Source organism: Kitasatospora sp. NPDC052868 (assembly GCF_044547105.1).
Taxonomy (GTDB): Bacteria; Actinomycetota; Actinomycetes; order Streptomycetales; family Streptomycetaceae; genus Kitasatospora.
The window spans coordinates 67,043-92,766 of record NZ_JBITZW010000008.1; the positions used below are offsets into that span (position 1 = coordinate 67,043).

General features: G+C 72.4%; 17 protein-coding genes. 5 read left to right on the top strand and 12 right to left on the bottom strand.

Annotated features, from left to right (window positions below; translation table 11 throughout):
* Positions 1 to 243: 243 nt before the first annotated feature.
* From ACIGZJ_RS15580 to ACIGZJ_RS15590, 3 genes are all read right to left on the bottom strand, one after another.
* Complete coding sequence (locus ACIGZJ_RS15580) at positions 244 to 2,013, bottom strand: SulP family inorganic anion transporter (RefSeq protein ID WP_396457705.1); 1,770 nt, start codon at positions 2,011 to 2,013, stop codon at positions 244 to 246.
* 380 nt (positions 2,014 to 2,393) lie between these two features.
* Complete coding sequence (locus ACIGZJ_RS15585; RefSeq protein WP_396457706.1) at positions 2,394 to 3,347, bottom strand: ricin-type beta-trefoil lectin domain protein; 954 nt, start codon at positions 3,345 to 3,347, stop codon at positions 2,394 to 2,396.
* 72 nt (positions 3,348 to 3,419) lie between these two features.
* A complete protein-coding gene (locus ACIGZJ_RS15590; RefSeq protein WP_396457707.1) occupies positions 3,420 to 4,454 on the bottom strand; it encodes a ricin-type beta-trefoil lectin domain protein in 1,035 nt (344 codons plus the stop codon).
* Between the two features lie 507 nt (positions 4,455 to 4,961).
* On the opposite strand from ACIGZJ_RS15590, the gene ACIGZJ_RS15595 reads away from it, so the two are divergent.
* A complete protein-coding gene (locus tag ACIGZJ_RS15595) occupies positions 4,962 to 6,137 on the top strand; it encodes a cytochrome P450 (RefSeq protein WP_396457708.1) in 1,176 nt (391 codons plus the stop codon).
* A gap of 57 nt (positions 6,138 to 6,194) precedes the next feature.
* Here the strand turns inward: ACIGZJ_RS15595 and ACIGZJ_RS15600 are convergent, their stop codons facing one another.
* Positions 6,195 to 7,196: a LacI family DNA-binding transcriptional regulator gene (locus ACIGZJ_RS15600; protein WP_396457709.1), complete on the bottom strand. Its 1,002-nt coding sequence runs from the start codon at positions 7,194 to 7,196 to the stop codon at positions 6,195 to 6,197.
* A 167-nt stretch (positions 7,197 to 7,363) separates the two neighbouring features.
* Here ACIGZJ_RS15600 and ACIGZJ_RS15605 point away from each other — a divergent pair, with 167 nt between their 5' ends.
* The 3 genes from ACIGZJ_RS15605 (at position 7,364) to ACIGZJ_RS15615 (ending at position 11,641) form a co-directional block, all read left to right on the top strand.
* A complete protein-coding gene (locus tag ACIGZJ_RS15605) occupies positions 7,364 to 9,100 on the top strand; it encodes an amidase (RefSeq protein ID WP_396457710.1) in 1,737 nt (578 codons plus the stop codon).
* Positions 9,101 to 9,318: 218 nt separating this feature from the next.
* Positions 9,319 to 10,599: an esterase/lipase family protein gene (locus tag ACIGZJ_RS15610; RefSeq protein WP_396457711.1), complete on the top strand. Its 1,281-nt coding sequence runs from the start codon at positions 9,319 to 9,321 to the stop codon at positions 10,597 to 10,599.
* A gap of 13 nt (positions 10,600 to 10,612) precedes the next feature.
* Positions 10,613 to 11,641, top strand: coding sequence for an alpha/beta fold hydrolase (locus ACIGZJ_RS15615; protein WP_396457712.1), 1,029 nt, complete (start codon positions 10,613 to 10,615; stop codon positions 11,639 to 11,641).
* Positions 11,642 to 11,786: 145 nt separating this feature from the next.
* Here ACIGZJ_RS15615 and ACIGZJ_RS15620 read toward each other — a convergent pair whose 3' ends face one another.
* The 6 genes from ACIGZJ_RS15620 to rpe form a co-directional block, all read right to left on the bottom strand.
* Entirely contained in the window at positions 11,787 to 15,923 is a 4,137-nt protein-coding gene (locus ACIGZJ_RS15620) for an SAV_2336 N-terminal domain-related protein (RefSeq protein WP_396457713.1), read from the bottom strand.
* Between the two features lie 76 nt (positions 15,924 to 15,999).
* A complete protein-coding gene (locus ACIGZJ_RS15625) occupies positions 16,000 to 16,929 on the bottom strand; it encodes an AAA family ATPase (RefSeq protein ID WP_396457714.1) in 930 nt (309 codons plus the stop codon).
* Positions 16,926 to 19,001, bottom strand: coding sequence for a hypothetical protein (locus tag ACIGZJ_RS15630; RefSeq protein WP_396457715.1), 2,076 nt, complete (start codon positions 18,999 to 19,001; stop codon positions 16,926 to 16,928). The genes ACIGZJ_RS15625 and ACIGZJ_RS15630 overlap by 4 nt, the downstream gene beginning before the upstream one ends.
* Entirely contained in the window at positions 18,998 to 19,960 is a 963-nt protein-coding gene (locus tag ACIGZJ_RS15635) for an alpha/beta hydrolase (RefSeq protein WP_396457716.1), read from the bottom strand. Before ACIGZJ_RS15635 ends, ACIGZJ_RS15630 begins: the two co-directional genes overlap by 4 nt.
* 172 nt (positions 19,961 to 20,132) lie before the next feature.
* Entirely contained in the window at positions 20,133 to 21,092 is a 960-nt protein-coding gene (locus ACIGZJ_RS15640; RefSeq protein ID WP_396457717.1) for a pirin family protein, read from the bottom strand.
* 162 nt (positions 21,093 to 21,254) lie between these two features.
* On the bottom strand, positions 21,255 to 21,938 hold the full coding sequence (gene rpe / locus ACIGZJ_RS15645; RefSeq protein WP_396457718.1) for a ribulose-phosphate 3-epimerase: 684 nt from the start codon (positions 21,936 to 21,938) through the stop codon (positions 21,255 to 21,257).
* Between the two features lie 237 nt (positions 21,939 to 22,175).
* Here rpe and ACIGZJ_RS15650 point away from each other — a divergent pair, with 237 nt between their 5' ends.
* On the top strand, positions 22,176 to 23,033 hold the full coding sequence (locus ACIGZJ_RS15650; protein WP_396457719.1) for a hypothetical protein: 858 nt from the start codon (positions 22,176 to 22,178) through the stop codon (positions 23,031 to 23,033).
* Between the two features lie 48 nt (positions 23,034 to 23,081).
* Here ACIGZJ_RS15650 and ACIGZJ_RS15655 read toward each other — a convergent pair whose 3' ends face one another.
* Both ACIGZJ_RS15655 and ACIGZJ_RS15660 read right to left on the bottom strand, forming a co-directional pair.
* Complete coding sequence (locus ACIGZJ_RS15655; RefSeq protein ID WP_396457720.1) at positions 23,082 to 23,732, bottom strand: C39 family peptidase; 651 nt, start codon at positions 23,730 to 23,732, stop codon at positions 23,082 to 23,084.
* Positions 23,733 to 23,826: 94 nt separating this feature from the next.
* Positions 23,827 to 25,710: a serine/threonine-protein kinase gene (locus ACIGZJ_RS15660; protein WP_396457721.1), complete on the bottom strand. Its 1,884-nt coding sequence runs from the start codon at positions 25,708 to 25,710 to the stop codon at positions 23,827 to 23,829.
* Between the last annotated feature and the right edge of the window lie 14 nt (positions 25,711 to 25,724).

A 25,724-nucleotide genomic window follows, 5' to 3' on the forward strand; every position in this document is an offset into this window, starting at 1 on the left:
GTCTGTCTCCCGATCATCGGAGCGTCCGGTCGGCGACGCACCCGCGCCGCCGACGGGGGCGGGCACGCTGGCGCACCACGACGCGCCCCTCCCCCGCGCCGGATCATAGAGGATGGACGCGAACGGCCCTTGCCACCAAAGCAATCCGGGCCCTTGGCGCACCGGCATCGGTCCAACGGGAGGCACCTCCGACGGGTCGTCGGCCGCCTGCTGCGGAGCCCGGCCGCCACTGCCCCGGCCGGCTCACCCCCGGCCGGTGGGCGGCGCTCCGGGGCCGCCGCCCGAGGCCCAGGCCCGGTAGGCGGCCACGGCGGTGGGCAGGGTGGGGTAGATCCGGTCCGCGCCGACCGAGTCGGTCAGCCCGTACGCGTCGAGCTCGCTCCGCAGGTCCTGCTTGACCCGGGCCAGCGCGAAGACCACGCCGCGGGCGGACAGTTCGGCCCGGAGCTCCTCCACCGCGTCCAGCGCGGTGATGTCGACCTCCACGTTGGCCTCCGCGTTGAGGACGAACCAGCGGACCGGGTCCACCTGTTCGGCGACCGCGGCCAGCGCCCGGGTGCGGAAGTCCGCCGCGTTGGCGAAGAACAGCGGCGAGTCGTAGCGGTAGACGACCAGCCCGGGGATGGTCCGGGCCTGCGGGAAGTCGTCGACGTCGTGCATTCCGGCGACACCGGGCACCAGGCCCTGGACGGCGTCGTGCGGGCGGGCCACCCGGCTCAGCAGCTCCGCCACCGACAGCCCGACGGCCACCAGCACCCCGTACAGGATGTCCAGCGCCAGCACCCCGACCAGGCAGCCGATCGCCAGCAGGAACTCCCGGCGCCGGAAGGCCTTCAGCCGGCGCAGCCCCGCCAGGTCGATCATCCGGAGCGCGGCGAAGACCACCAGCGCGCCCAGCACCGCGGACGGCGTGTACGTCAGCAGCGGGCCGAGGAACAGCAGCACGGCGAGCACGGCCACCCCGGCGGCCAGCGCGTACACCTGGGTGCGGCCGCCGGCCGACTGGGCGAGCGCGGTGCGGCTGGCGCTGCTGCTGACCGGGAACCCGTGCAGGAGTCCGGCGCCGAGGTTGGCCCCGCCGAGGGCGAGCAGCTCCTGGTTGGCGTCCAGCTGCTCGCCCTCGTCGCGGGACTCGAAGGCCCGCGCGGTGAGGATCACGTCGGTGTAGCCGACGAGCAGCACCCCGAGGGCGGGCAGCGCCAGTCGGCGCACCTCGCCGAGGTCCGGCAGGGAGGGGCTGGGCAGTCCGGCCGGGATCTCGCCGATCACCGCGATGCCGTGGTCCTGGAGCCCGAACGCCGCCACCACGGCCGTGCCGGCGACCAGGGCCAGCAGGGGGCCCGGGAGCCCTGGACGGAAGCGGTGGAGGGCGAACAGGAAGAGCAGCGCCGCCGCGCTGAGGACCATGGTGGCGGTGTCCGCCTGCGACAGGTGCCGCACGAAGTACCCCAGCTGCGGGCCGAACCCCTCGCCCTCCACCTCGACGCCGGTGAGCTTGGACAGCTGGTCCACCATCATGATCAGTGCCACCCCGGCCAGGTAGCCGATCAGGACGGGGCGTGAGAGCAGGTCGGCGACGAATCCCAGCCGGGCCAGCCAGGCCAGCACGAACAGCACGCCGACCACCACCGCGAGTGTGGCGGCGAGCACCGCGTAGCGCTCGGCGTCCCCTCCGGCCAGCGGCCCGACCACGGTGGCGGTCATCAGCGCCGTCGTCGACTCCGGCCCCACCGACAGCAGCCGGGAGGATCCGACGAAGGCGTACACGGCCAGCGCCGGGAGGATCGCCCAGAGCCCCGCGACCGGCGGCAGGCCCGCAACGCCCGCGTAGGCCATGACCTGCGGAACGAGGTACGCCGCGACGGTCCCGCCGGCCAGCAGGTCACCGCGCAGCCAGGCCTTCCGGTAGCCCCTGAGCACGGTGAGCCCGGGGAGTGCGGGAACGGAGGGGCGCCATCCGCCGCTCCGCGGGACAGGCTGCGGCACGAGTCTCCTTCCGTCCCCCCGGCCCATGATGCGCCAGCACCCCCCGCCCCCCGGGGAGGCCCCGCCCGGCGCGTCCGCACCGGGCTCTCCTGGCCGGGCTCCTTCGGACGGGCGGGTGCCGGCCCCGGCGTGATCCGGTGGGGCCGGCACCCACCCCCACCGGAGCGGCCCGTCAGGCCGCCGTCAGTTGGCCAGGCTGAAGACGATGGGCCACCGAGCAGGAGGTGGAGCATCACCAGCCGTCGGCTTCACCCCATGCCATCACCGCGGCATGACCACAGAGCGGATCTCTCGGATGCGTCGCACCCGGCGCCGCGCCCCCACGGGTCGGCGCCCCCGGACGCGCACCGCCGGCCGTACCCGGGGAGGTACAGCCGACGGCTCGTCGGGCGGTGTCGCGGCAGTGCTCAGTCGCCGGGGGCGCTGAAGCGCTGCGCGTCGCCGCCGTTGCACTGGTACATCTGCAGCTGCCGCTGGTCGGTGGTGTCACCGTTCGGGATGTCCAGGCAGTACGACCACTGCGCGTTCCGCAGCTGGCCGTTCTCGTAGTACCACTGCTGCGGGGGGGTGCCGTTGCAGTCCCACAGCCACACCAGCGCGCCGGCCGAGGCGCCGTTGGCGTCGAGGCACTTGCCGAGGGCCTTCAGGGCGAGCCCGTCCCGGTTCCACCACTGGGCGTTGGTGTTGTTGCAGTGGTAGATCTGGACGGGCGTCCCGTTGCCCGTGCCGCTCGCGCGGACGTCCAGGCACTTGCCGTCCTTGCCGATCACCGGCCCGCCGGGCAGGCGGTAGAAGTTGACGTTGCCCCCCGAGCTGTTGAAGCGTCCGTAGAAGCCCCAGTTCGTCCATCCGCCGTCGCTGCGCAGCGTGAACGTGCCCTGGTCGAAGATCCAGAGGTTGTAGCGGATGCCGCTGCTGTAGGTGAGGATCGCGGAGGCCCGGACCGTGCTGAAGTTCATGGAGAACTGGGCGTCGGCGCGGACCAGGAGCAGGTTGTAGTGACCGCCGGTCAGGTCGGCGCCGTGTGCCACGAAGCCCTGGACGAGTTGGTCCGGCGGAAAGATGAAGGACGGGTACTGGTCGAACAGGGACTGGATGGCGCCGCCCACCGAGATGTCGTCCTTGGTGATCTGGACGCCGGACGAGGCGAGCTGCGCGCGCGGCGCCGCGTGCGCGGGTGTGGACGGGGACGCGGACGGGTGAGCGGTGGGTGCGGCGAGCGGGATGCTGCCTTGGTCGCTCGCGGCGGCGATCGCGGGCAACGGTGCCCGGTCCGGTGACTGCGCGGCCGCGGTCGGCCCGAGGGCGAGGACGGTTCCCGCGGCGAACAGCAGGGCGGAGCCCAGGAGGGTTCTCTTCATGGGGGTGCACCTAGAGTCGAAGTCGGTGGTGGCCGGGCCGGGCCGGGGCGGCCGGGCCGGTGCGAGCCCTCGTCAGGGGAGGGTGAAATGCTGCGTGCTGCTGCCGTTGCAGGGGTACATCTGCAGCCGGTTGCCGTTGCCCAGGTTGCTGTTGGGGATGTCGAGGCAGTACTGCCACTTGGCGTTGCGCAGCGAGCCGTTGTCGTAGGACCACTGCTGCGGCGGGGTGCCGTTGCAGTCCCAGAGCTGGACCTTGTCGGTCCAGCCGCCACCGCCCGCGTCGAGGCACTTGGTGACGCCGCTGATGCTGACCTTGAGCGCCGGCCCGTCGCGGTACCACCACTGCGGGTCGGTGGTGTTGCAGTCGTAGACCTGGATGGGGTTGCCGTTGCCCAGGCCGCCCTGCTGGTCGTCGACGCACTTGGCGTCGTTGGCGGCGCTCCTCATGCTGTCGCCGGGGGACTTGTAGAACGTGAGTTCGCCCGAGCTGGAGCTGTAGCGGCCGTAGAAGCCCCAGTTGCTCCAGCCGCCGTCGCTGTGCAGGGTGAAGTGTCCCGAGTCGAAGATGAAGAGGCGGAAGAGCTGGCCGTCCTTGTACTTGATACGGCCGTCCCAGACGGTGTGCGCGAAGGAGGCGTCGAAGTGGGCGTCGTCGGCGACCAGCATGATGTTGTAGTGGCCGCCGGTGCGTGCGGCGGTGTCGTTGACGACCGCCTGTACGAAGGATCCCCGGTCCGGCTTCTCCATCGCCTTCTGGATGATGTCGATGAGCTTCTCGACGATGTCGATGAGGGACGAGATGATGTCGGTCACCGGGTTGCCGACCCGTGGTTGGACGGCCTTCGGGGCCACGCCCGCCTTGGAGTTCGGCTTCAGGTCCGTGCTCGGCGGCGCCGGCGGCTGAAGCGGGACCTCCTGGTCCCCGGAGGCCAGGCGGGGCGGCGGGAGGTGCAGCGGTGCGGCGGGGGCGGGAGCCCCCTGCGCCGTGATGCGGGGGCCGGTGGCGTGCTCGTCGAGGGCGGGCGCGGCGAACGCCGTGCCGGCCGCCACGAGGAGGGCGCCGGCCGCCAGCAGGGCTGTGGAGCCGAGGCGGTGTACTCGTGTCATGTCGTACCGGTTCTCCTTCCGGGAGGCCGGGCTGGTCCCGACCTCGCGGACACGCTCCGGCAGTCCGATACACATCGCGTAGACGGCGCGTGTACACGCCGGCTGAGCGGCCCCGGGCGGAAGTCCGTACGCGCCTGTGGGCTCCGTCCGCACGGACGGAGCCCACAGGCGCGGACCGGCCAGGGACGGTCAGGTCAGGGTCAGGTCAGCTTCACCGACGCTTCGTCGACCAGGAAGGCGGTCTTCTCGGTCAGAGCACCCGAAGGAGGAGGAAGCCCCTGGCCACGGCCTCGGTCACTCAGCGGGGCTCAGGAGAACTCGCGGGATGTCGCACAGCCTGGCGGGTCAACAGCATTGCCTCCAACGCCGGCGACCGGACCGCCCGCACCTCGTCACGGGCCGCCTGCGCGGCGATGACGGCGTCGCGCAGGCGGCCGGCGCCGCGGGCGGTATCGTCCGGACGGCCTCGGGTGAGGCGGCGGCGCTCGAGACGGCACAGGGATCAGCATGGGCAACCCACTTCAGGACCCGGGGTTCTTCCGGGACCCGTACCCCGCCTTCGCGGCGCTCCGAAGCGTCTCGCCGGTCCAGGAGGTACCCGGCGCAGGAGGGCGGTCGAGCTATCTCGTCACCGGGTACGCCGAAGCGCGGGAGGCGTTCACCGATCCGCGGCTGTCCAAGGACACGGCGGCGTTCTTCGCCGGCAAGGACACCGGTCGCAACCTGCACCCCGCCGTGTCCCGGAGCATGCTGGCCACCGACCCGCCGCAGCACACCCGGCTGCGGAGCCTGGTGACGAAGGCGTTCACACCGGGCGCCGTTGCGCGGCTCCGCCCCTACATCGCCACCGTGACGGACGAGCTGCTCGACGCGTGGGTGCCCGGAGAGCCGGTCGACGCCATCGAGGGGCTCGCCGTCCCGCTGCCCGTCACCGTCATCTGCCAACTGCTCGGGGTCCCCGACGCCGACCGCGCGGCGGTGCGCACCTGGTCCAACGAGCTCTTCGCGGCCGGGCAGCCCGACCGGATCGACTCCGCCTCGCACGCCGTCGCCGGATTCATGGCCGACCTCATCGCGGCCAAGCGCCGCACCCCCGACGACAGCCTGCTCGACGACCTGATCCGAGCCCGCGACGGCGAGGACCGGCTCGGCGAGGACGAGCTCGTCTCCCTCGCCGTGCTCCTTCTGGTGGCCGGGCACGAGACCACCACCAACCTGATCGGCAACGGCCTCCTCGCCCTGCTGCGGACGCCGGATTCCCTGCAGCGCCTGCGCGATGAGCCCGGCCTGGTCGACCCGGCCGTGGACGAGCTGCTCCGCCTCGACCCGCCGGTGAGCACGGCCACCTTCCGGTTCACCACCGAGGCCGTCAGTCTCGGCGGCACCGAGATCCCCGCGGGCTGCCCGGTGCTCATCGCGCCCGGCGCCGCGAACCGCGACCCCGCGCGCTTCCCCGACCCGGACCGGCTCGACCTCGACCGGGACGCCAGGGGCCAGCTCGCCTTCGGGCACGGCATCCACCGGTGCCTGGGGGCGCCCCTCGCCCGCGCCGAGGGCGAGATCGCGTTGCGGCGCATCGCCACCCGCTTTCCGCGGCTTCGCCTGGCGGTGCCCGGTGCCGAACTGCACTGGCGCCACACCCGGCTGATGCGGGGGCTTGAGTCGCTGCCCGTCCTGCCGTAGGGGATCCGCAGGCGGGGGCTTGAAGGCGGGCGGGGGGCTTGAAGGCGCGCAGCGGCTTCAGGGCCGACCGGCGGTGGACGCCCGGAGGTTCAGCGCCCAGTCGTGGCGGCGGACGACACCGGGTTCGGCCGTCCCGGCCAGCAGGTCGCTCAACAGGGCCGCGCACGCGCGCCCGTACTCCGCCGCCCGCAGGTCGACCGCGGTGACCTGCGGGCTCGCACCGCGCGCCGCCGCACCGTCCACGCAGGCGGCCACCAGCAGGTCGGTCCCGGCCCGCAGGCCCGCCCGGGCGGCGCCCGCCAGGACGCCGGAGACGGCGCCGTCGGGGGCGCACACCACCGCGTCCAGGCCCGGGACTCCGGCGATCAGCTCCGCGGTGGCGGCCTCGGCCTCGGTCGGCGTGGCGGCGAACGGGACCGTCCGCACGATCACCTCCACGCCCCGGGCCCGGCTCCAGGTCTCGGCGGCCTCCCGCAGCGCGCCGGCCCAGTCGGAGCCCGGGCCGGGGGCCAGGAGGGCGGGGCGCCGGGCGCCGCGATCGGCGAGGTGGTCCAGCAGCGCGGCCAGCGAGGCCGCGTTGTCGCACACCACCGCGCCGCTCGGCGCGACGCCCCCGCCGAGGTAGCGCTCGCCGGTGACCACCGGCACGCCCGCGTCCAGGAGGTCCGGGACCTCCGGGTCGTCGACCTCGGGGTCGATCACCAGCAGGCCGTCCACCCGGGAGGCGAGTCCGCCGCCGGAGGCGGTGCCGGGGGCCAGCAGGACGAGGTCCAGGCCGTCCTCCCGGGCCCGTTCGACCGCGCCGAACGCCAGGTTCATGTAGTAGTCCAGACGGGTCGCGGTGCGCGGCAGGTGCAGCCCGATCGCACCGGTGCTGGACCGCCGCAGGCTGCGTGCCGCGGTGTTCGGCCGGTAGCCGAGCTCCCGGGCCACGTCCTGGATGCGCTCGCGGGTCGCCTCGGACACCCGGCCGGAGCCGCCGAGCGCGTTGGAGGCGGTGCTCTTGGACACCCCGGCCGCCCGGGCGACGTCGATCAGGGTCACGGAGCGGCTGGTCACAGCCCGGAAGTCTAGACGCAGCCCGGCGCCGATCTCCCGGTCCGGTCCCGCGGTCTCTTGCTGGAACGTTCCAGCACTGTTTAAGGTGCACGTGCTGGAACGTTCCAGCACCACCGTTCCAGCATCAGCTGCCCGACCACCTGCCCGACCACCCAGGAGACAGCCGCATGACACGCGGATTCGATGTTGTGGAGACCGGTATCGCCGACCTGCGCGCGGCGCTGGAGAAGGGCGAGACCACCGCGGTCGGGCTGCTCGACGCCTACCTCGCGCGGATCGCCGCCTACGACGGGCCCGGCACCGCCACCGCCCTCAACGCGATGGTCGTGATGAACCCGGACGCCCGTGCCGAGGCGGAGGCCTCCGACGCCCGCCGCGCCCGTGGCGAGAGCCTCGGCCCGCTGGACGGCATCCCCTACACGGCGAAGGACAGCTACCTCGCCAAGGGCCTGACGGCCGCCGCCGGCTCGCCCGCCTTCGAACACCTCGTCGCCCAGCGCGACGCCTTCGCCGTCGAGCGGCTGCGCGCGGGCGGCGCCGTCCTCATCGGCCTGACCAACATGCCGCCGATGGCGAACGGCGGCATGCAGCGCGGCGTGTACGGCCGCGCGGAGAGCCCGTACAGCGCCGACTGGCTCACCAGCGCCTACGGCTCCGGCTCCTCCAACGGCTCCGGCACCGCGACGGCCGCCTCGTTCGGCGCGTTCGGCCTCGGCGAGGAGACCTGGTCCTCGGGCCGGGCCCCCGCGTCCAACAACGCGCTGTGCGCCTACACCCCCAGCCGCGGAGTGATCTCGGTGCGCGGCAACTGGCCGCTCGTCCCGACCATGGACGTCGTGGTCCCGCACACCCGCACCATGGCCGACCTGCTCGAACTGCTCGACGTCGTGGTCGCCGACGACCCGGAGACGCGCGGCGACCTCTGGCGCGCCCAGCCGTGGGTGGAGCTGCCCGCGCCGTCCCAGGTGCGGCCCGCCTCCTACCCGGCGCTCGCCCCCGCCGACGCGCCGGCGGCGCGCGCCGCACTCGTCGGCAAGCGCGTCGGCGTGCCGCGGATGTACATCAACGCCGACCCGGCGGCCGGCACGAACCCCGAGGGCGGCATCGGGGGCCAGACCGGTCAGCGGATCGAGACCCGCGCCTCGGTGATCGCCCTGTGGGAGGCCGCGCGCCGCGACCTGGAGGCGGCCGGCGCCGAGGTGGTCGAGGTCGACTTCCCCGTCGTGTCGAACTACGAGTCCGACCGCCCCGGCGCGCCGTCCCTGTTCACCCGGGGGCTGGTCGGCCGCGACTTCCTCACCGTCGAGATCGAGGACCTCTCCGCCTGGGCCTGGGACGACTTCCTGCGCGCCAACGGCGACCCGGAGCTCGGCACCCTGGCCGAGGTCGACGCCGACCGCATCTGGCCCAAGCAGCAGGGTGAACTCCCGGACCGCTACGCCGGTTTCGACGACACCATCGGCGACTACCCGCGCCTGGTGCGCGAGCGGCCGTACGCCTCCTTCACCGACATGCCGCACCTCGAGGCGGGCCTGCGCGGGCTGGAGGAGACCCGCCGGGTCGACCTGGAGGAGTGGATGGACGGACTCGGCCTGGACGCCGTGGTCTTCCCCGCCGTCGCCGACGTGGGCCCGGCCGACATGGACGTCTCCGAGCCGTCCGCCGACCTCGGCTGGCGCAACGGCGTCTGGGTCGCCAACGGCAACCTGGTGCCGCGCCACCTCGGCATCCCGACCGTGACCGTGCCGATGGGCACCATGGCCGACATCGGCATGCCGGTCGGCCTGACCTTCGCCGGCCGCGCCTACGGCGACAACGCCCTGCTCACCCTCGCCGCGGCCTTCGAGGCCACCGGCACCCGGCGGACGGCGCCCCCGCGCACCCCGCGACTGACCGCCGAGTAGCGCGCTGCACGTCGCGGCACCGCCCAAGGGGGGTGCCGCGACGTGCCGGTGCGGCCTCCCGCGGCGTGCCGGTGCGGCTTCGCCGGGGACCGCGCCTGGCCAGGTGGCCGACGCCCATACCGCGGCGCCCGGGGTATGGGCCGCCGACATAGGGAGGACACTGCGCCGTCCATAGGGTGTCACGCACTGATACCTCGGTGTGGAGGAGTGACGGCGGCATGTGGGGAAGCGGACGTGGTAGGCGGAAGGGCTTCGGCTGGCTGCTCGCGAGCGTGCTCGTGCTGATCGGCGCGGTCGTCCCGGCGGGGTCGGCCTCGGCGGCGGTGCCGTCCAATCTGACGCTGGAGGCGACCTACAACACCGTCGCCAACGGCTGGGACCGCGTCGAGCGGTACGTCGACACCACCACCGGCTTCAAGCAGGAGCAGTACCCGCCGGACGGCCGCGGGAACCAGGACGGCCAGCGGCTCACCTTCTTCGGCGGCGTCAAGCAGCCCTTCTCCGGCCGCTTCCTGCTCTACTCGGCCCCGGGCTGGAACACCGGCGCGCACCAGGTCCCGGTGCTGCTGGTGCACGGCGCCAACGACAACCCCGACCGGGCCTGGGCCAACCCCGGTGAGTCCGGCGGCTACGGCTGCGGCTCCGTCTCCTGCCCGAACACCGGTCTGATGCAGTACCTCTCCAGCCGGGGCTACCGGGTCTTCGCCATCGGCTTCGCGCACAAGCAGGGCGACAACCTGATGCAGGCCCAGGCGGTCGGCGACGCCGTCGCGCTGATCCGCGCCAAGCTCGGCGTCCCCCAGGTGGACGTGGCGGGCTGGAGCAAGGGCGAGATGTCCGCGCGCTCCTACGTGTCCTCGGTCAAGCCCTCCTGGGGCCGCCCGTACGCGGGCGACGTCCGCAAGCTGATCACCATCGGCGGCCCGAACGGCGGCTACGACTACCCCTTCGCCCACGGCTGGGCGCACGACTTCTCCATCTGGCCGCAGTGCGGCGGCCAGGTCAACGCCCCCTCGCCGCACCTTCGGATGACCTGCTACGGCACCTACACCGCGCACCCGGAGTTCTCCTTCACCCCCTCGGGCGGCTACGACGTCTACCCCGGGCAGCGGCAGATGCTGGCCCGCTGGGACTCGGTGTTCGGCCTCGACCAGTCCCAGCAGGACTGGTACACCACCTACTACGGCGGGCAGGGCTTCTACACCGACGGCGGCGGCATCCAGCCCGCGATCAACGCCGGCTCGCTGATCGCCCCACTGCACCAGGCCGGGGTGCCCGCCTCGGTGACGACCTACCTCCTGGCGGGCGGCACGCCGAGCATCGTCGGCATCTTCAACGAGAACCGCGGCCCCAGCGACGGCGTGGTCTTCGTGGCCAGCGCACTGGACACCACCGGCATCGCCACCGTCGGCGGCACCGCGCTGATCCCCCTCGCCAACCACCTGCAACTCGGCTGGGACAGCGCGGCCAACGCGCAGGTCGCCGGCTGGCTGAACTAAGAGGACAGGTCCGATGATCACCGATCGACCGATAGCCACCGACCGGCTGACCGTGAACCACGCCGAGATCGAGGGCCGCACGGGCGAGCCCGTGGTCCTGGTGCACGGCAACGTCTCCTCCGGTGTCTTCTGGCACCCGACCATGGCCGACCTGCCCGACCGCTACCGCCCGCTGGCACCCGACCTGCGCGGCTTCGGCGGCACCGAGCCGCTGCCGGTGGACGCCACCCGCGGCCTGCGCGACCACAGCGAGGACCTGCTCTCCTACCTCCAGGCGCTCGGCCTGGGCCCGGTGCACCTGGTCGGCTGGAGCATGGGCGGCGGGGTGGTGCTGCAACTGCTGCGCGACCACCCGGAGCTGGTCCGCTCGCTCACCCTGGTCAACCCGGTCTCCCCGTACGGCTTCGGCGGCACCCACGGGGTGGACGGGAGGCTCAACTCGCCCGACGGCGCGGGCTCCGGCGCCGGCGGCGCGGCTCCCGAGTTCGTCCGCCTGCTGAGCGAGGGCGAGTCGGGTGCCGACTCACCGTTCGCACCGCGCTCGGTGCTGGACACCGCCTACGTCAGCAAGCCGCTGGCCGAGCCGGACCGCTACGTGGCCGCCATGCTGACCACCCGGACCGGGGACGACCACTACCCCGGCGACACCCGCCCGAGCGACACCTGGCCGGGCTCCGCACCCGGCGACCGGGGCGTCCTCAACTCCCTGGCGCCGACCCACTTCCGGATCGACGACCTGGAACTGGTCGACCCGAAGCCGCCGATCCTGTGGATCCGCGGCTCGGCCGACGTCATCGTCTCCGACACCTCGCTCTTCGACCTCGCCCACCTGGGGGCCCTCGGCGCCATCCCGGGCTGGCCCGGCGAGGCCGCCTGCCCCGCACAGCCGATGGTCTCCCAGACCCGCGCCGCCCTCGCCCGCTACACCGCCGCCGGCGGCCGGGTCCGCGAGGTCGTCATCGAGGACGCCGGCCACAGCGTCCACCTGGAGCAGCCGAAGCAGTTCCTGGCCGCACTGCTGGAAACCCTGGACGGAGCCTGACGGCACCCGCCCAGGCCTGAACGGCGTGTCGGGTAGGTGCGGCCCACCTACCCGACACGCCGTCCCGCATTTCCGCGCAGGGCGGCGTCGTTGCCGTCCTCAACAACCGCCACGCGGTTGGTCCCGACGCCTGGACCCCTGACGATCAACCGCCGGCCTCCGGCCCGTCCCCGAAGGGGAAGCTCACGGCGAACCCCACGACCGGGGTTCCCGGGGCATCGGCCTCGGGGATCGGCGATTCGAGCAGGTAGATGGTCAGCAGTGGTTGGTCGGGGCGCCGTACCGCTCTGACGGCTGGTCCGGCAGGTACCTCGGGAACACTGACAGCACCGCGGTACTCCGCGTTCTCCCGGGTCATCCTCAGTGCGTCGAGGTACTGCTGCTGGTCGAGGTCCCGACTTTCGTCACGCGGGTTCATCAGGGCGTTTACCCTGTAGGAGGCGGCAGCTGCGGGGGGATCCACAGCTCTGCGTGTCACGAGGCCGATGCGATGGCCGGCGATGTCGTGCTCGTGTGATGCCGCCGCCTTACTGATGAGCTGGACGTTCCAGGCTAGGAGCTCGCCCCGGGGCACGCGTCGCCGGATGTAGGCGGCGACGCGTTCAGCCGGCACCAAGGTGCTTTCGGCGCCGGGCAGATAGGTGTCGAAGAAGCGCGAGAGGACCAGCTCGTGCGGCACACCCCGCCACATCACGCTCCCGTTGGTGGGCTCGGCGGTGTGGTGTCCGATCTCGTCGAGCGACCTGACGAAGTCCTCCAGTGTGCGGAGGTTCTGCTGCAGCACCGCGGGCAACAGGCTGAACCGCAGGGTGTCGACACGGGAACCGGCGAAGTCCTGGGGGGTTCTCACCGCGGGCGGTTCGGAGCCGGTCGGCTGACGGGCTTGGCGAACGGGCGCATCGGCCGACGAGCGCGTACTCGAGTAACTGTTCGCCGCGTCCATGGTGGTGTAGTGACGACAGAGCTCTTGATCCCCTTGGAGGGCCCTGAACACCAGCGCCCTCCTCATGTTGTGCGGCAGGAGGTTGTAGCTGATGGCCAAGCCTTCGGGTGCCGGGCCCTGTGCGAGTTTCGTGCCACCGACCACTACCACGCTGAGGACGCCAAGGTGGTAGTCGAGCCGGTCGTCGGAAGCACTGTTCAGCGCCACTACACGAATTCTTGCGGCCTCCGCCGCCAGATGCTCCGCCACCTCGCTCCATGACGTCTCCGTCTGTGCGAAGACGGACAGCCACATCGCTCTGAGGTAGGTCGTCAACTGGGCCGCCCCTTGTGTGCGGTGGTCACGCAGAGCGGATGCGATGAAGTCCAGGCGTGCCGTCACCTGCTCACGCACCAGCGCCTGGACCCTGGTGAAGCGGCTGACGGAGATCGACATAGAGTTGTACAACCGAGGCCAGTTCCGGGCTCGGCGGGCGGCACAGACAAGGACGAAGGCGTTGATCGCCTCCAGCAGCGAGGGGGGCAGTTCCGCCGCCGGTACGGAGTTCGCGGTGTGCCGGTTCGGCAACCACCGCTCGTGGTCCGTGACGAGTTGCACGAGCGCGGTCGGGTCGGCGCCCGTCCGAGTTGGTTCGTCGCCCTGTGACGCGAACAGGCGTAGCTGTGCTTCGAGATCCGGCGACTGTGGAGAGGTGGAGAAGCGGCACGCGAACGTATCCGGGAACCGGTGGAACAGCGCCGGCTCATAGGGTGTGGACGGGTACGCCACCAACGCCGCCTTCTCGAACGACGACACCAGCTTGTAGACGCTGCTCTCGGCGACCAATGGGACGTTCGCCCGTCGTTTGGGCAGGTAGTCGTAGGACATGCCACCACCGTCGATGACGAGCAGCGGAAGGCCGCGGACGACGAGCTCCCCGGTAACCGGGTCGGGCGTACCTCTAGTGTGGGTGAGCCAGTCCCGCAGGGAGTCGATGATCCGGCGGTTCCTCTTGATGACGAGGACTATGGGGATGGTGCCCAGGGAAGGGTTGAGCCTCGCCGCATCCACCCCGGCGAAGTCCCCTCCCATCGTGCTGCTCGTCAACGACAGAATGCTGAGGTGCTCGGCGTGGGCCAGAGCACCGGCGCCGATTCGAAATTCCGCCGCACCGTCCCGGTCCGACCGCTGGAATCCGGTGTCGAAGCCGAGCAGGCCTTCGTCGACCCGGCGTTGGGTCTGAGCCCGAATGACATTGGTTGTACCGCTCAGGAACACGATCAGGCGGTACCCCGCATCGATGGCCTTGGCGGCCAGGCCGATGCCGTGGCTGGTACCGCCCGACCCGGGATGGGTCATGACCAGGCCCGTACGGCGCCAGTTGCCGGGCCGACGCGGATCCTCAAGTCGGCCCAGTACGTCGTCGGTAGACTCGTCGAGGGATCGAACCCAGTCGGTCCGCGCGGATCGGCTCTCTTGAAGGTATCGCAGGTAGCGCTCCCAGAAGCCCTGACTGCGGCCCTCCGTGCGGCGACCCGCCCAGGGGATGTGCGCGGTGATGTCCGGTGGCCCGGGGACAGGCTCCTGATGGATGGTCACCAATGTCTCGAGTTGCCGTAGCAGCTCGGTACGGTCCAGGCGGCCGTACACCCCCAGCTCGGCCGCGACCAGGTCCACCACGGCCGCCAGTTCGTCCGAGCTCGACCGGGCACCCGGCGGCAGCATGGCCAGCGCCAGCCGCACGGCGAAGCCTGCGAGGCCGACGCGGTCCCCGGGTGTCGCGTCGGCGGGCGTATCCGCGGCACCGGTGCTACTCGTAGCGGGGAGCCCGAGCAACTCCCGTGTCCGCTCAAGCGCCTGGCCGAACGGCACCGAGGCCGCAGATACCTCCTGTTGCCCGTTCCGGTGCTGGACCACCGCCGGCAGCCGTCCCCGGCCACCGCTCTGCAAGGAGACGGAGCGGCTCAGCACACGGTTGAGTCGCCACACCTCGTGCTCCGTGAGGTCCTGCCGCAACCGGGCCTGCGCCTGCTGCGGCACGACCACCTGCGCCGAGCCGTCTACATCCGTCTCCCAGGTGAACACGCCACTCGTCAGTACCTCGGCGAGGTCTGCCGTGGTCGCCCGGGGGACGAGTTCCTCGCGGATGGTGTGCAGCAGCCCCAGGCTCAGCCGGTCGAACTGCGAGCACAGGACGGCCAGTCGGGCGGCCGCGGGTGCCGCCGTCCGCAGGAAGCCCTCGGCCCGTTCCGCAGGCCCTCTGGATGCCGCAGGACGCACCTGGACGTGCCGACCCGGCATGCGGCCGCCGGGCGGGACGAGGACCGCGGCACAGCCTTCGGGAGCCGCGAGCACCACCGTTCGCGACCACCGATCAAGCTGGTGCGGTGACAGTGAGACGACGGGGAGGGGGAGCCAACCGCCGTCGGCGCCGTCCCGGTCGGCCTCCGGCAGCAGGAGCGGAAGACGGAAGGAGAGTTGGGAGCTGTCCGCACCCGGCGGGCCGGGAGTCACCCGTACCGTCGGCAGATCGAGGCCGCCGCGGCGCCACAGCTTGGTCGGCAGCGGGTTGAGCAGGGCGACCGGTGTCGTCCGGGCCCAGGCGCGCAGTTGACGCCAGACCTCCGGCGCCCGCCAGGCGTCGGCGGAGCAATCCGAGACGGTCAGCACCAGGCGGCGGCCGTTCGGGGAGCGCAGCTGTCCTGCGGTGCTCGATCGGCCCTGTGGGTCGCGTAGTCGGATGGTGGAGTCGGTGCCGAAGGTCAGGTCACGCACCTGGAGCGTGCGGAACGCTCCGAGGCGGTCCAGCGTCCCGGTCAGGGCGTCAACGGTCTCCCCCCAGACCTGCATCGAGGGCGACCGGTCCACGACCAGGACGAGGTCGAACCACCGCTCCGGTGCCGCGCTGAACACCGGGAGCAGCTCACCGCTGCGCGCATAGCCGTCCACCGTCGCTCCGACGTCCAGGACGTTACGCCGGCCGGTGCGCCAGAGCCGCTTCCACGGACGCAGCGCCCTGCTCACCTCCAGCGCCCGCGGCAGCGCACCCGCACGCGGAATGCTGCTCACATCGCCGCGGACCAGCGAGTCCGACCCGGGTAACCGCTCGTGGAGCGGCGCCGTGGGCGCGCCGCTCTCGGGCACGGGTAGAGGGGCACTCGGCGGTGCCGCCCGGTGTTCCGGGGTGCCCGGAACCTCAGTGCCCGGTGCGTCGGCCGGCGCTCCGTGGTCGGTGCCCACCGGCGGCGGTGTTGCCGGGCCCAGCCGCGCAGCCAGCCAGAGCGACTCCGCAACGGCCGTGGCGTCCAGCTCCGGATCCGCCGCGTGCAGCGCCGCGACAACCCGCTCCAGTGGCGTCACGGCCGGCCCCGTCCCCGGTCGGAACGGTGGTCGACCGTCGTACCAGCGGGCGGCCCTCCCGTCCGAGGCCGACCGGTCAGGCACGGGACAGCTCGTTGAGGACCAGGTCCAGGACGGCCTGAACGTCCTCGTCGGTCGGAGCGCTCGCGCTGGTCACCAGGTGGACGGCGTTCAGCAGTTGGTCCACGGCGAGGCTTTCGCCGGCCGCCAGCCGCTCCACGAAGCCTGTGACGACCGTGTCGACGGAGTCGGACAGGTCGTCGGGGATCTCCAGGTGCGCGGCCACGATCTGGTGCAGCGACTCGGCCGTCGGCTCCGGCATCGTGTAGCGGATGCAGCGGCGCAGGAACGCGGCCGGGAAGTCCCGTTCGCCGTTACTCGTCATCACGATGAACGGGAACCCGCTGCAGCGGACCCGGCCTTTGGTCACGGGATGGCGGGCCTCGCCACCCCACTCGCGGACGTGGACGACCTCCTCGCGGTACCTGGCCAGCTCGGGGACCTCGAACTCGCCCCGTTCCAGCACGTCGAGCAGGTCGCTGGGCAGGTCGAGGTCGCTCTTGTCGATCTCGTCGATCAGCAGTGCACGAGGTCGTTCGGCGGGCAACAGCGCCGTCCCCAGCGGCCCCATCTGCAGGAAGGGGGCGATGTCGTCGCTACCCGTGCCGCCCTCGAGCCGCTGGGCGTGGATCCGGCCGAGCGCGTCGTAGCGGTAGAGCGCCTCCGCAAGCGTGCTGCGGGAGGTGATGTGCCAGCGCAGCACGTCGCCGAGCGTCAACTCGGCTGCCACCTGCTCGATGACCGTGGACTTGCCGGAGCCGGGAGCACCGGTGAGGAGCAGTGGACGACGCAGTGCGAGTGCCGCGTTGACCGCCTCGATGAGGCCCGCCGGCGGTCGGAACTGGCGGTGCAGTGCCGGACGGGGAAAGCTGCGCCACGGCGGCGGGTCTCCGAGGTGCACACTCCGGGGTTCCCCGTCGCCGACATAGAAGGGGCTCCAGGTCATAGCGCGTTCTCTCCATCGGTTGGGCGGGTGTCGAACCAGTCGCAGAAGTCCAGCCAGTCGGTGTCATGCCACACGGACCGGATCCGCGCCAGCGCGGCAGGCCCCTCCGCGCACTCCTGCTCGGCGCGTTCCTTCCAGGTGCTGCGATAGGCGGCGCTGAACTCGTTCGGGAGCCTGCTCCAGTAGCGTTCCACGCTCTCACGGGCTGCTGCGGCCAGTTCGCCCTTGTGCCCGGGCCAGAGCACGATCGGTGCCAGGGCGAGCAGCAGCGGCATGGACTCCTCCATCCGGTTCGGCAAGTGACTGATCGCCAGTGCCCGCGCATGGGCACCGTCCCGCACCCGTCTGGTCAGCTCCTCGATGTTCCCGGCCTCCGACAGGCCGAGCCAGTCCACCGGGGCGCCGTTGCCTTGCTCGGCCGTCATCGCGGCGAGCTGGTCGCGAGCGGCGACGTTGATCCACCAGAGATGGGCTGGCACGCACAGTCTGTCGCTCCACCGGAGCCCGACATCGTAGAGGGCTCCCAGCCGGACCCCGAGGTTCGTCTCCTCCGGTCGCCAGCGCAGCAGCAGGGTCGAGGAAGCCGCGATCTCGACACGCTTGAGGCCGACACCGACCTGTCGGGCATGACCATGGGCCCACGTCAGTACGGCCGCGAGCCGCTGTTCGACCCCGCGCTGGGTGGGGGAGCAGTCGAATTCCTTGTGTTCCACCAGCCGGCCGCCGTCGAGCAGCCAGGCCAGCAGGGTCTCCGGCCACTCGTCGGCAACCGCCGCATGCAGGCTGACCACCAGTCGCAGCCGGGAACCGGCCTGCTGCCTGGCCAGGTTCTCAAAGGCGTCGTTCAGCTCGATGACGGCGTCGGCTTCCTTGGCCCAGAGGGAAAGCGACGGTTCATCAGGCCTCAACCCGTCCTCGACGGCGAGCGTGGCGAGGAACGCGGCCAGCGGTGCGACACGGCTGTCCCCGACCCGCGGAGCCCGGAGCCGGAGTGATTCGACGCAGTCGCGTAAGAGCTCGCTGCCACCGGCCCCCTGGCAGGAGAGTGCGGTGCCACCGACCGCTGACACCGCGCGCCGCAACCGCTCCGACGTCAGCGCCCCGCCGGGCCAGGACCGGAGCAGAGCGGCGGTGCGCGAGGCGTCGACGAGCCCGTCGACGACCCGCAGGGCATAGGCGATGTCGTCGGGGCCTGCCGCCTCGGTTGGTGCGAGAGCCTGGAGCTTCTGCCGAAGGTCCGCCAGGTCCGCCGAACCGGAGACCGGCTTCGGGAGCAGCCTCTCCTCAAGGGGCAGCAACGCTCTGTGCAGGTCCTCCGCGCCGACCTGGCCCAGTAGCCGCTCACCACCCTGCGCGTAGCGGTTGTTGTGAGCCAGCCACAGCCGCCCCCCGAACGGATCGCCGTTCGCCCCCACCACCCGGGCGCTGGTGTTCATCGCCTGGTTGACGGCGTCCCGGAGGTCTTCCGCCGACAGGTACCTGCCGGCCCCTGGGATACCGGCGCGCAGCATTTGCGTCAGGCCTTGAGTGAACGCGAGGCCGTGTGCCCCCTCGTCGACCCCGACCGACATCAGCAGCGCCAGGTTGATCGTGCCCCTGCGGATCCCCGTGCCCAAGGCGGCGATGTCCGGGACGGCACCGCCGGCATGGCAGGTGTCCACCAGTGCGATCACCCCCTGGACCCCTTGGGTGTCCAACGCCTGGGTCAGGAGCTCGCCGACGTCCACATCCGTGGTCGGCTCGTCACGACGCGAGTCGCCCGCCATCATGAACAGCTTGGGAATCCCGCCGTGGGTCATGCCGTGGCCGATGAAGGCGAGCACGAGTTCGGCTCCGGCCGCGCCGGCACGGCGTGCCGCGCCGCGGACCGCCTCCTCGATCTGCGCCTGCGTTACCGACTGGCCGCACAGCAGCGAGGCTGCTCCGGGTACGGGCACGCAGCCGCCCACCCGGTGGTCCAACAGGGTGGCGTGCAGGGAATCCGCCTTCTCCTCCAATCCGGTCAGTAGCCCCATGTCCGGGCACTGCGGTGCGATCACCAGGAGGTGGCGAGGTGACGACAGGGCGGTCATTCGGCCGTGACTGCCTCAAGAGCCTCGAGGATGGGCCCGGCCACGCCGGGCTGTGCGAGGTACTTGAGCGCCGCGTGGGTCAACACCCCGTCGGAGTCGACCCGGCGGCTGACCGGACTGACCGAGGTCCCGTTCGCGGTAATGGATTTCTCCAGGTGAGGGTGCCCGGCGACGAGGTCGTCACGATCCCAGAAGTTCAGCCACTGAGCCACCGGCGCGGGCACCTGTAGCGGTTGCGGACGCATCCGGTGGCGCACCGCCGTACGCATCCCGATCGGCGAGCCCAGGGTGACCAACAGCGGCACGGTACCGGAGTGATCGTGCAGCGCCTCGAAGGTGACCACCGTTCCCAGGGAGTGGGCGACGACGACGGTGGGGCCCGTGGGATTCAGCTCCGTAGCGACTCGGCCGCGAATGCGCTGGTCCAGGCTGAGGCCGGCCCCGTCCTTCTCCTGACGGGCCAGATAGCGCTTGACCTGGCCGAGGTGGCTGACCATGATCGCGGCACTCGCCCAACCGCCGAACGTGCGCAGGCCGGGCAGCGCCAGCAGGGTGTTCGCCGCGTTGAGCGTCCGCCGGAACGCGTCGCCGATCCCCTGCTGCTCTCCCTCGGGAGCCAGTTGAGCCCTGGCTCGCCGCAGCACTCGCGCCTCGTGCTCACTCTGCGGGTCGACCAGCCGCGTGTCGAGTGCGTCCAGCAGCAACTCGGCCAGTGGCTCCGCCTCGGCGCCGGTCACATCCTCCGGGGTTTCCGCATGCTGGGCACCATCCGCGGTGAACAGGTCTGTGTAGTAGGCGAATCGGACATCCACCTGGTCACCCCGCAGCAGCGCTTCGGCCCGCCGGAGATGCCCAGCAGCCCGAGCACCGCTGGTCAGCGCGTCCAGCCACGCGTCCAACTCCGAGGCGGCGTCCCGCGGTTTGCCGATCCCATGCACGAACACCAGACGCGGCTTCATTGCTCCCCCGGACCCCCGCAAGCCTCGCCCAGGCATGTCACTGGGCGAGACGAGGATAGCAGCGGAACTCGCCGGACATCTCGCCCGCGTGAGCCGGGGGGCCCAGCGGATACCCGTCCAACTGTGTTGGTAATGAACGAAGAAGAGCCCGCTCGGGCAGCGGCGCCGTAGGTCAGCGAGCCCGTCCTCGGGCCTTCAACGGGGTGGCGGGCAGCTCCGGCGCCCGCAGGCGGGCGCCGTCGTAGCCGTGCACCTCGCCGAAGCGGGCCGTGGTCATCCAGTCCTCGCGGGCCTGGGTGATCTCCTCGCCGGTGCGGCCGATGAAGTTCCACCACATGACCAGCTTCTCCTCGAACGGCTCGCCGCCGAGGAGGAGGACGGAGGCGTTCGTGCGGGCCTGCAGGGGGAGTTCGCGGCGGCCGCAGCCGAGGTAGAGCATCGAGCCGGGCTCGACGCGGACGCCGTCGACGTCGACGCTGCCGGACATGGACAGCACGGCGTACTCGAAGCCTGGCTCCAGGGGGAGTTTGAGGTCGGCGCCCTCGGTGAGGGCGAGGTCCGCGCCGGTGAGGGGGGTGTAGGCGGTGCCGGGGGAGGTGGCGGTGTCGAGGGTGCCCATGATGACGGTGCCGCGCAGGCCGGGGGCGGTGACGACGGGCAGCTCGGCGTGGTGCTCGAAGGTCGGGGCGGTGTGCCGGTGGGCGTCCGGGAGGGCGACCCAGAGCTGGGCGCCCTCCAGGAAGCGGGCGTGCTCGCGCGGGGACTCCTCGGAGTGGGAGATCGCCCGGCCGGAGGTCATCAGGCCCAGCTCGTAGGGGCGGACGGTCTGGAGGCTGCCGAGGCTGTCGCGGTGCAGCACCTCGCCCTGGTGCAGCCAGCTGACCGTCTGCAGGCCCATGTGCGGGTGCGGCGGGACCTGCATGCCGGGCTCGTCGGCGATGTCGTCCGGGCCGTAGTGGTCGACGAAGCACCAGGCTCCGACCATCCGCCGGCCGAGGTTGGGGAGCAGCCGGCGGACGACCGTGCTCTCGCCCAGCGGGACCTGGCGGCCGGTCAGCAGTTCCTTCACCGGGCCGCTGTCGGCCTCGCCGCCGCAGCGGCTGGGTGCGGGCTTGAGGTCGAGGTTGCTCATGGCGCTGGTCCACCACCGTACGGGTCGGGGCCGGCCGGGGGCCGGGGGTCGTTCCCGATCATGCAGCACCCGGCCGCGTTCTGCGAGCCCCGCAGAACGCGGCCGGGTCAGGATCGAAGCAGGAGCAGGAGCAGGAGCAGGACGGCGCCCCCGCCCCCTCGCTCAGTGCGCGCAGCCCCAGGGCGCGTCCGTCGTGGCCGCGTCGGCGAGCGCGCGCAGGTTGCGGACGGCCTCGGCCGGGTCCGCCGCGCCGTACACCGCCGAGCCGGCCACGAAGACGTCCGCGCCGGCCTCGGCGCAGCGCTCGATGGTGCTCGCGGAGACGCCGCCGTCCACCTGCAGCCACAGCTCCAGGCCGTGCTTCTCGATCAGCTGCCGGGTGCGGCGGATCTTCGGCAGCATGATGTCCAGGAAGGCCTGGCCGCCGAAGCCGGGCTCGACCGTCATGATCAGCAGCATGTCCAGCTCGGGCAGCAGGTCCTCGTACGGCTCGATCGGGGTGGCCGGCTTGAGCGCCATGGACGCGCGGGCGCCCTTGGCCCGGATCTCGCGGGCCAGCCGGACGGGTGCGGCGGCGGCCTCGACGTGGAAGGTGACCGATCCGGCCCCGGCCTCGACGTACTGCGGGGCCCAGCGGTCCGGGTCCTCGATCATCAGGTGGCAGTCGAGGGGGATGTCGGTGGCCCGGGCGAGCGACTCGACGATCGGGACGCCCAGGGTGAGGTTGGGCACGAAGTGGTTGTCCATCACGTCGACGTGCAGCCAGTCCGAGCCCCTGACGGCCTCGGCCTCGTCGGCGAGCCGGGCGAAGTCCGCGGACAGGATGCTGGGGTTGATCTGCGCCATTTCCGTTGCCTTCACACGAGGGTCGGGGTGGCCGGGAGCGGGCACCCCGCACCATCATCTCGCGGGGCGCTGGCGCAAAGTGAACAGTGAGACCTCCCCGTGACCCTCGTCACACCATATGCGCAGTATCGTGACCGCCGCCGTGGTGCCCGTCGGCGGCTCCCCCACGCCCCCGTACCTGCAAGTCCCCGCAAGCCCCTCCGAGTCCCTCCGAGTCCCTCCGAGGAAGGTCTTCCGTTGGCCGATCTGGTCCACCCCGCCCGGGCCCTGTGGTGGCTCTTCGAGCCGGTGCACGCCGTCACCTACTTCTCCCCCGAGGGCCGTGCGGCCTTCGAGGCGGCCGGGCTGCGCGGCGGCTGGCGCGGCTACTTCGCCGGCCGTTCGGCGCCGCTGGGCGCGGTGGACGCGCCGCCGGTGATCGCCGCGTTCTTCAGCTTCGCGCCCTCGATGGTGGAGCGCGCCCTGCCGGACGTGTGGGCGCGGGCCGCACCCGAGGCCGCGCTGGCCGCCCGGGTCGAGGGCGCCTCGGCGGCGCTCGCCCGGCTGCTGGAGCACGTGAAGCCGGAGCAGATCGAGCTGGTGGCGGACCTGTTGGAGCAGGCGGTCGCCCGCCTGGACTGCGGCGGCCGGGTGCTCTCCGCCGCCAACGCCGCCCTCCCCCGCCCGGTCGGCCCGTACGGGCGCCTGTGGCAGGCCGCCACCGTGATGCGCGAGCACCGGGGCGACGGGCACGTGGCCGCGCTGGTCTCGGCCGGGCTGGACGGCTGCGAGGCGCTGGTGGTGCGTTCCGCGCTGGACGTGCGCCGCGAGGTGCTGCAGCCGATGCGCGGGTGGACGGACGAGGAGTGGGAGGCCGCCGCCGCCCGCCTGGTCGAGCGCGGCTGGGTGACCGAGCGCGGCACGATCACCGAGTGCGGCCGGATCCGCCACCAGTCCCTGGAGGCCGCCACCGACCTGGCCGCCGCCCGGGTCTGGGAGGGCTACCCGCGCGCCGAGCTCGACCGGCTGGCCGCCGCGCTCAAGCCGATCTCGGCGCTCTGTCGCAGCGCGCTGCCGCCCATCAACCCGATCGGCCTGCCGGCGGCGACGGCGTAGCGGGGCCGGCTCTTCCGGACCGGTCGAAGCGCGGTCACCGACCGACCGCTACTGCGGGCCCGGGGCCGGGGCCGGGGGACCGAGCACGATCCCCCGGCCCGCCGAGAACCGTTCGAACCGCCGCCACGGCACGTGCGCGTAGTCCTGGGACTCCCCCGCGAAGCCGGACGGGTTGTGGATCACCAGCCCGGTCCCCGTGGCGCCGACCACCAGCACCAGGTGCCCGCCCCGCCGCTCCGGCTCCGGCCCGCGCGGATCCCGGATCGCCGGGTGCACCGACACCATCGCCAGCCGCCCCCGGGCCACCTCCTGCGCGACGGCGGTGGCCGGCAGCTCCGCGCGGGTCTGCGCCGCCAGCCCCCACCGCTGCCGCACGTACCCGGCGAACGGCTCGTGGACCAGGCCCGCCAGCCGGCCCCCGTCCCGTACGTAGGCCCCGGCCTCGACCAGCTCCCCGGCCAGGGCCACCGCCGCCGGCGCGACCCCCCACCAGTAGTCCAGGGCCATCCGCAGGCACGCCACCCCGCACAGCCGCCACGACCAGAACGCGTACTCCTCGGGCGTACTCGCCCCGGACGCCCCCCACCGCGGGTCGTCCTCGGCGTGCACCGCGCCCTCGATGATCTCCCGTACCAGCCCCGCCGATTCCCACTGCGCGTAATACGGCACCTCGTGAATGACCGCCTCACCATCCGCCATCCCCCGACGCTCTCACGGCGAGCGGGCGGGGCCGTCCCGCGACACCTGTTCAGCGAACCGAACCCAACCGGGCCCGGCCGGACCGGGCGCCCCCTCAGCGCCGGTAGTTGGGCGGCCCGGCCTGCGAGACCGCGGCGTCCGCCGCCGCCTGCACCCGCGGCTTGCCGGCCGAGTCCTCGCTGAAGTTGATGAACAGCGCCCGCGTGTGGATCAGGTAGCGGTGGTGCAGACCCCGGTAGCCGGACTCCGTGACGCGGCTGGTGTCCCGGTCGTCGCAGAGCTGCGACCCCGGGCCGTCCTGGGGGCACCACAGGCCCCAGTCATCGGAGGAGGAGTCGTCGAGCGCGTCGTAGGCGGTCTGGGCCGTCGCCTTGTCCGCCATCGGTACGACCCAGACGGAGACCAGCACCTCGTTGGCCTCGTCCACGAAGGAGCCGGTGACGACGATGTCGCAGCCGGAGGCACGCAGGACCCGTTGGACGGTCTCGTCCTGGGAGTCCCGGACGCACGGGTGCGTGCCGGAGGCCTTGCGGGTGTAGCGCACGTTCCGGGAGTCGGTGAAGGAGGTGGGGAGCAGTCCCGCGGGGGTCAGCGCCGTGGTGTCGGTGGACTTGCGGTCGAGACTCGCGGGGTCGAAGACCGGCACGGTCGTCGGATCCGAGGGCGGGGGCGTGCGGGTGACGGGGCTCGGGGTGGTCGGCCCCGGGGCGGGTGACGACGGCGGGGCGGTGTCGTCGACCGGGTCGGGCACAACCCCGGAGGTCGACCTCGATGCGACGCAGAGTCTGGGGGCGGCAAGGCCGCCGGTCCCCCGGATGACCGTACCCCCGGACAGGCCGCAGCCCTGGTCGCCGGAGACGGCGGACAGCACCACCGTGTGGTCGGCGGACGCGGAGAAGCACGGGACCTGCACCCAGGGGTCGTCCACGCCGGCCCGCTTGTCGTGGTGGAGGCAGTCGCCCTGTTTGGCCGACCAGGCGTCGTCGGCCAGCTTCAGCTGCTCCGTGGCGAAGTCCGCGAAGCCCTGGTTCCAGTGGTAGAGCCCCACCGTGAGGGCGGCGGCCAGGGCGAGCACGGTGCCCCAGACGGCCCAGTTGGACGCGGTGGCCGGCGGTCCGGTCGGCGGTCCGGTCGGCGCCGGCGATACGGTCAGCCGGTCGGTCGGCGCGGCGTTCAGCAGCTCCAGCCCGCCGGCGACGTCGGGGCGGTCCTTCGGATCCTTCTGGAGGAGTTCGCCGATCAGCCGTTCGAGACGGCCGGCCCGCCGCATCGCGGGCGCCTCGTCGTACGCGACCGCGTGGAGCGAGCCGAGCGGGTTGTCGCGCAGGAACGGTGAGACGCCCTCGACGGCGTGGAAGAGCGTGACGCCGAGCGAGAACAGGTCGCTCGCCGCGTCCCCGGCCTCGCCGCGCGCCCGTTCCGGGGCCATGTACTCCGCCGAACCGATGATCATCCCGGACGGTGTCAGCGTGTTGTCCGTGTGGTGGACGGCGATCCCGAAGTCGGTGAGGAGGATGCCGCCGTCGGAGGCCAGCATGATGTTGGCCGGCTTGATGTCGCGGTGCACGACGCCCGCCCGGTGGGCCGTGCCGAGCGCGTCCAGCAGCGCTGCGGCGATGTCCACCGCGCGTTTCTCGGGCAGCGGGCCGTGCCGCAGGTGCTCGTGCAGCGAGCTCCCCTCGACCAGCTGCATGACGATCCAGGGCACGCCGTCCTGGATCACGACGTCGTGGACGGTGACGATGTTCGGGTGGTCCCGCAGCCGGGCGGCGTTGCGCGCCTCGCGTTCGGCGCGTTCGAGCCGCTCGGCCCGCTCACCGGCCGAGACCGCCTCCGGCATGCGCAGTTCCTTCAGCGCCACGTCGGTGTTCAGCAGCAGGTCGTACGCCTTCCACACCCGCCCGAACCCGCCGACGCCCAGCACCTCCTGGAGGCGGTAGCGCTCGCCGATCAGCCGATTCCGATGCTCGAATGCCACGCCGCCCCCGGTCA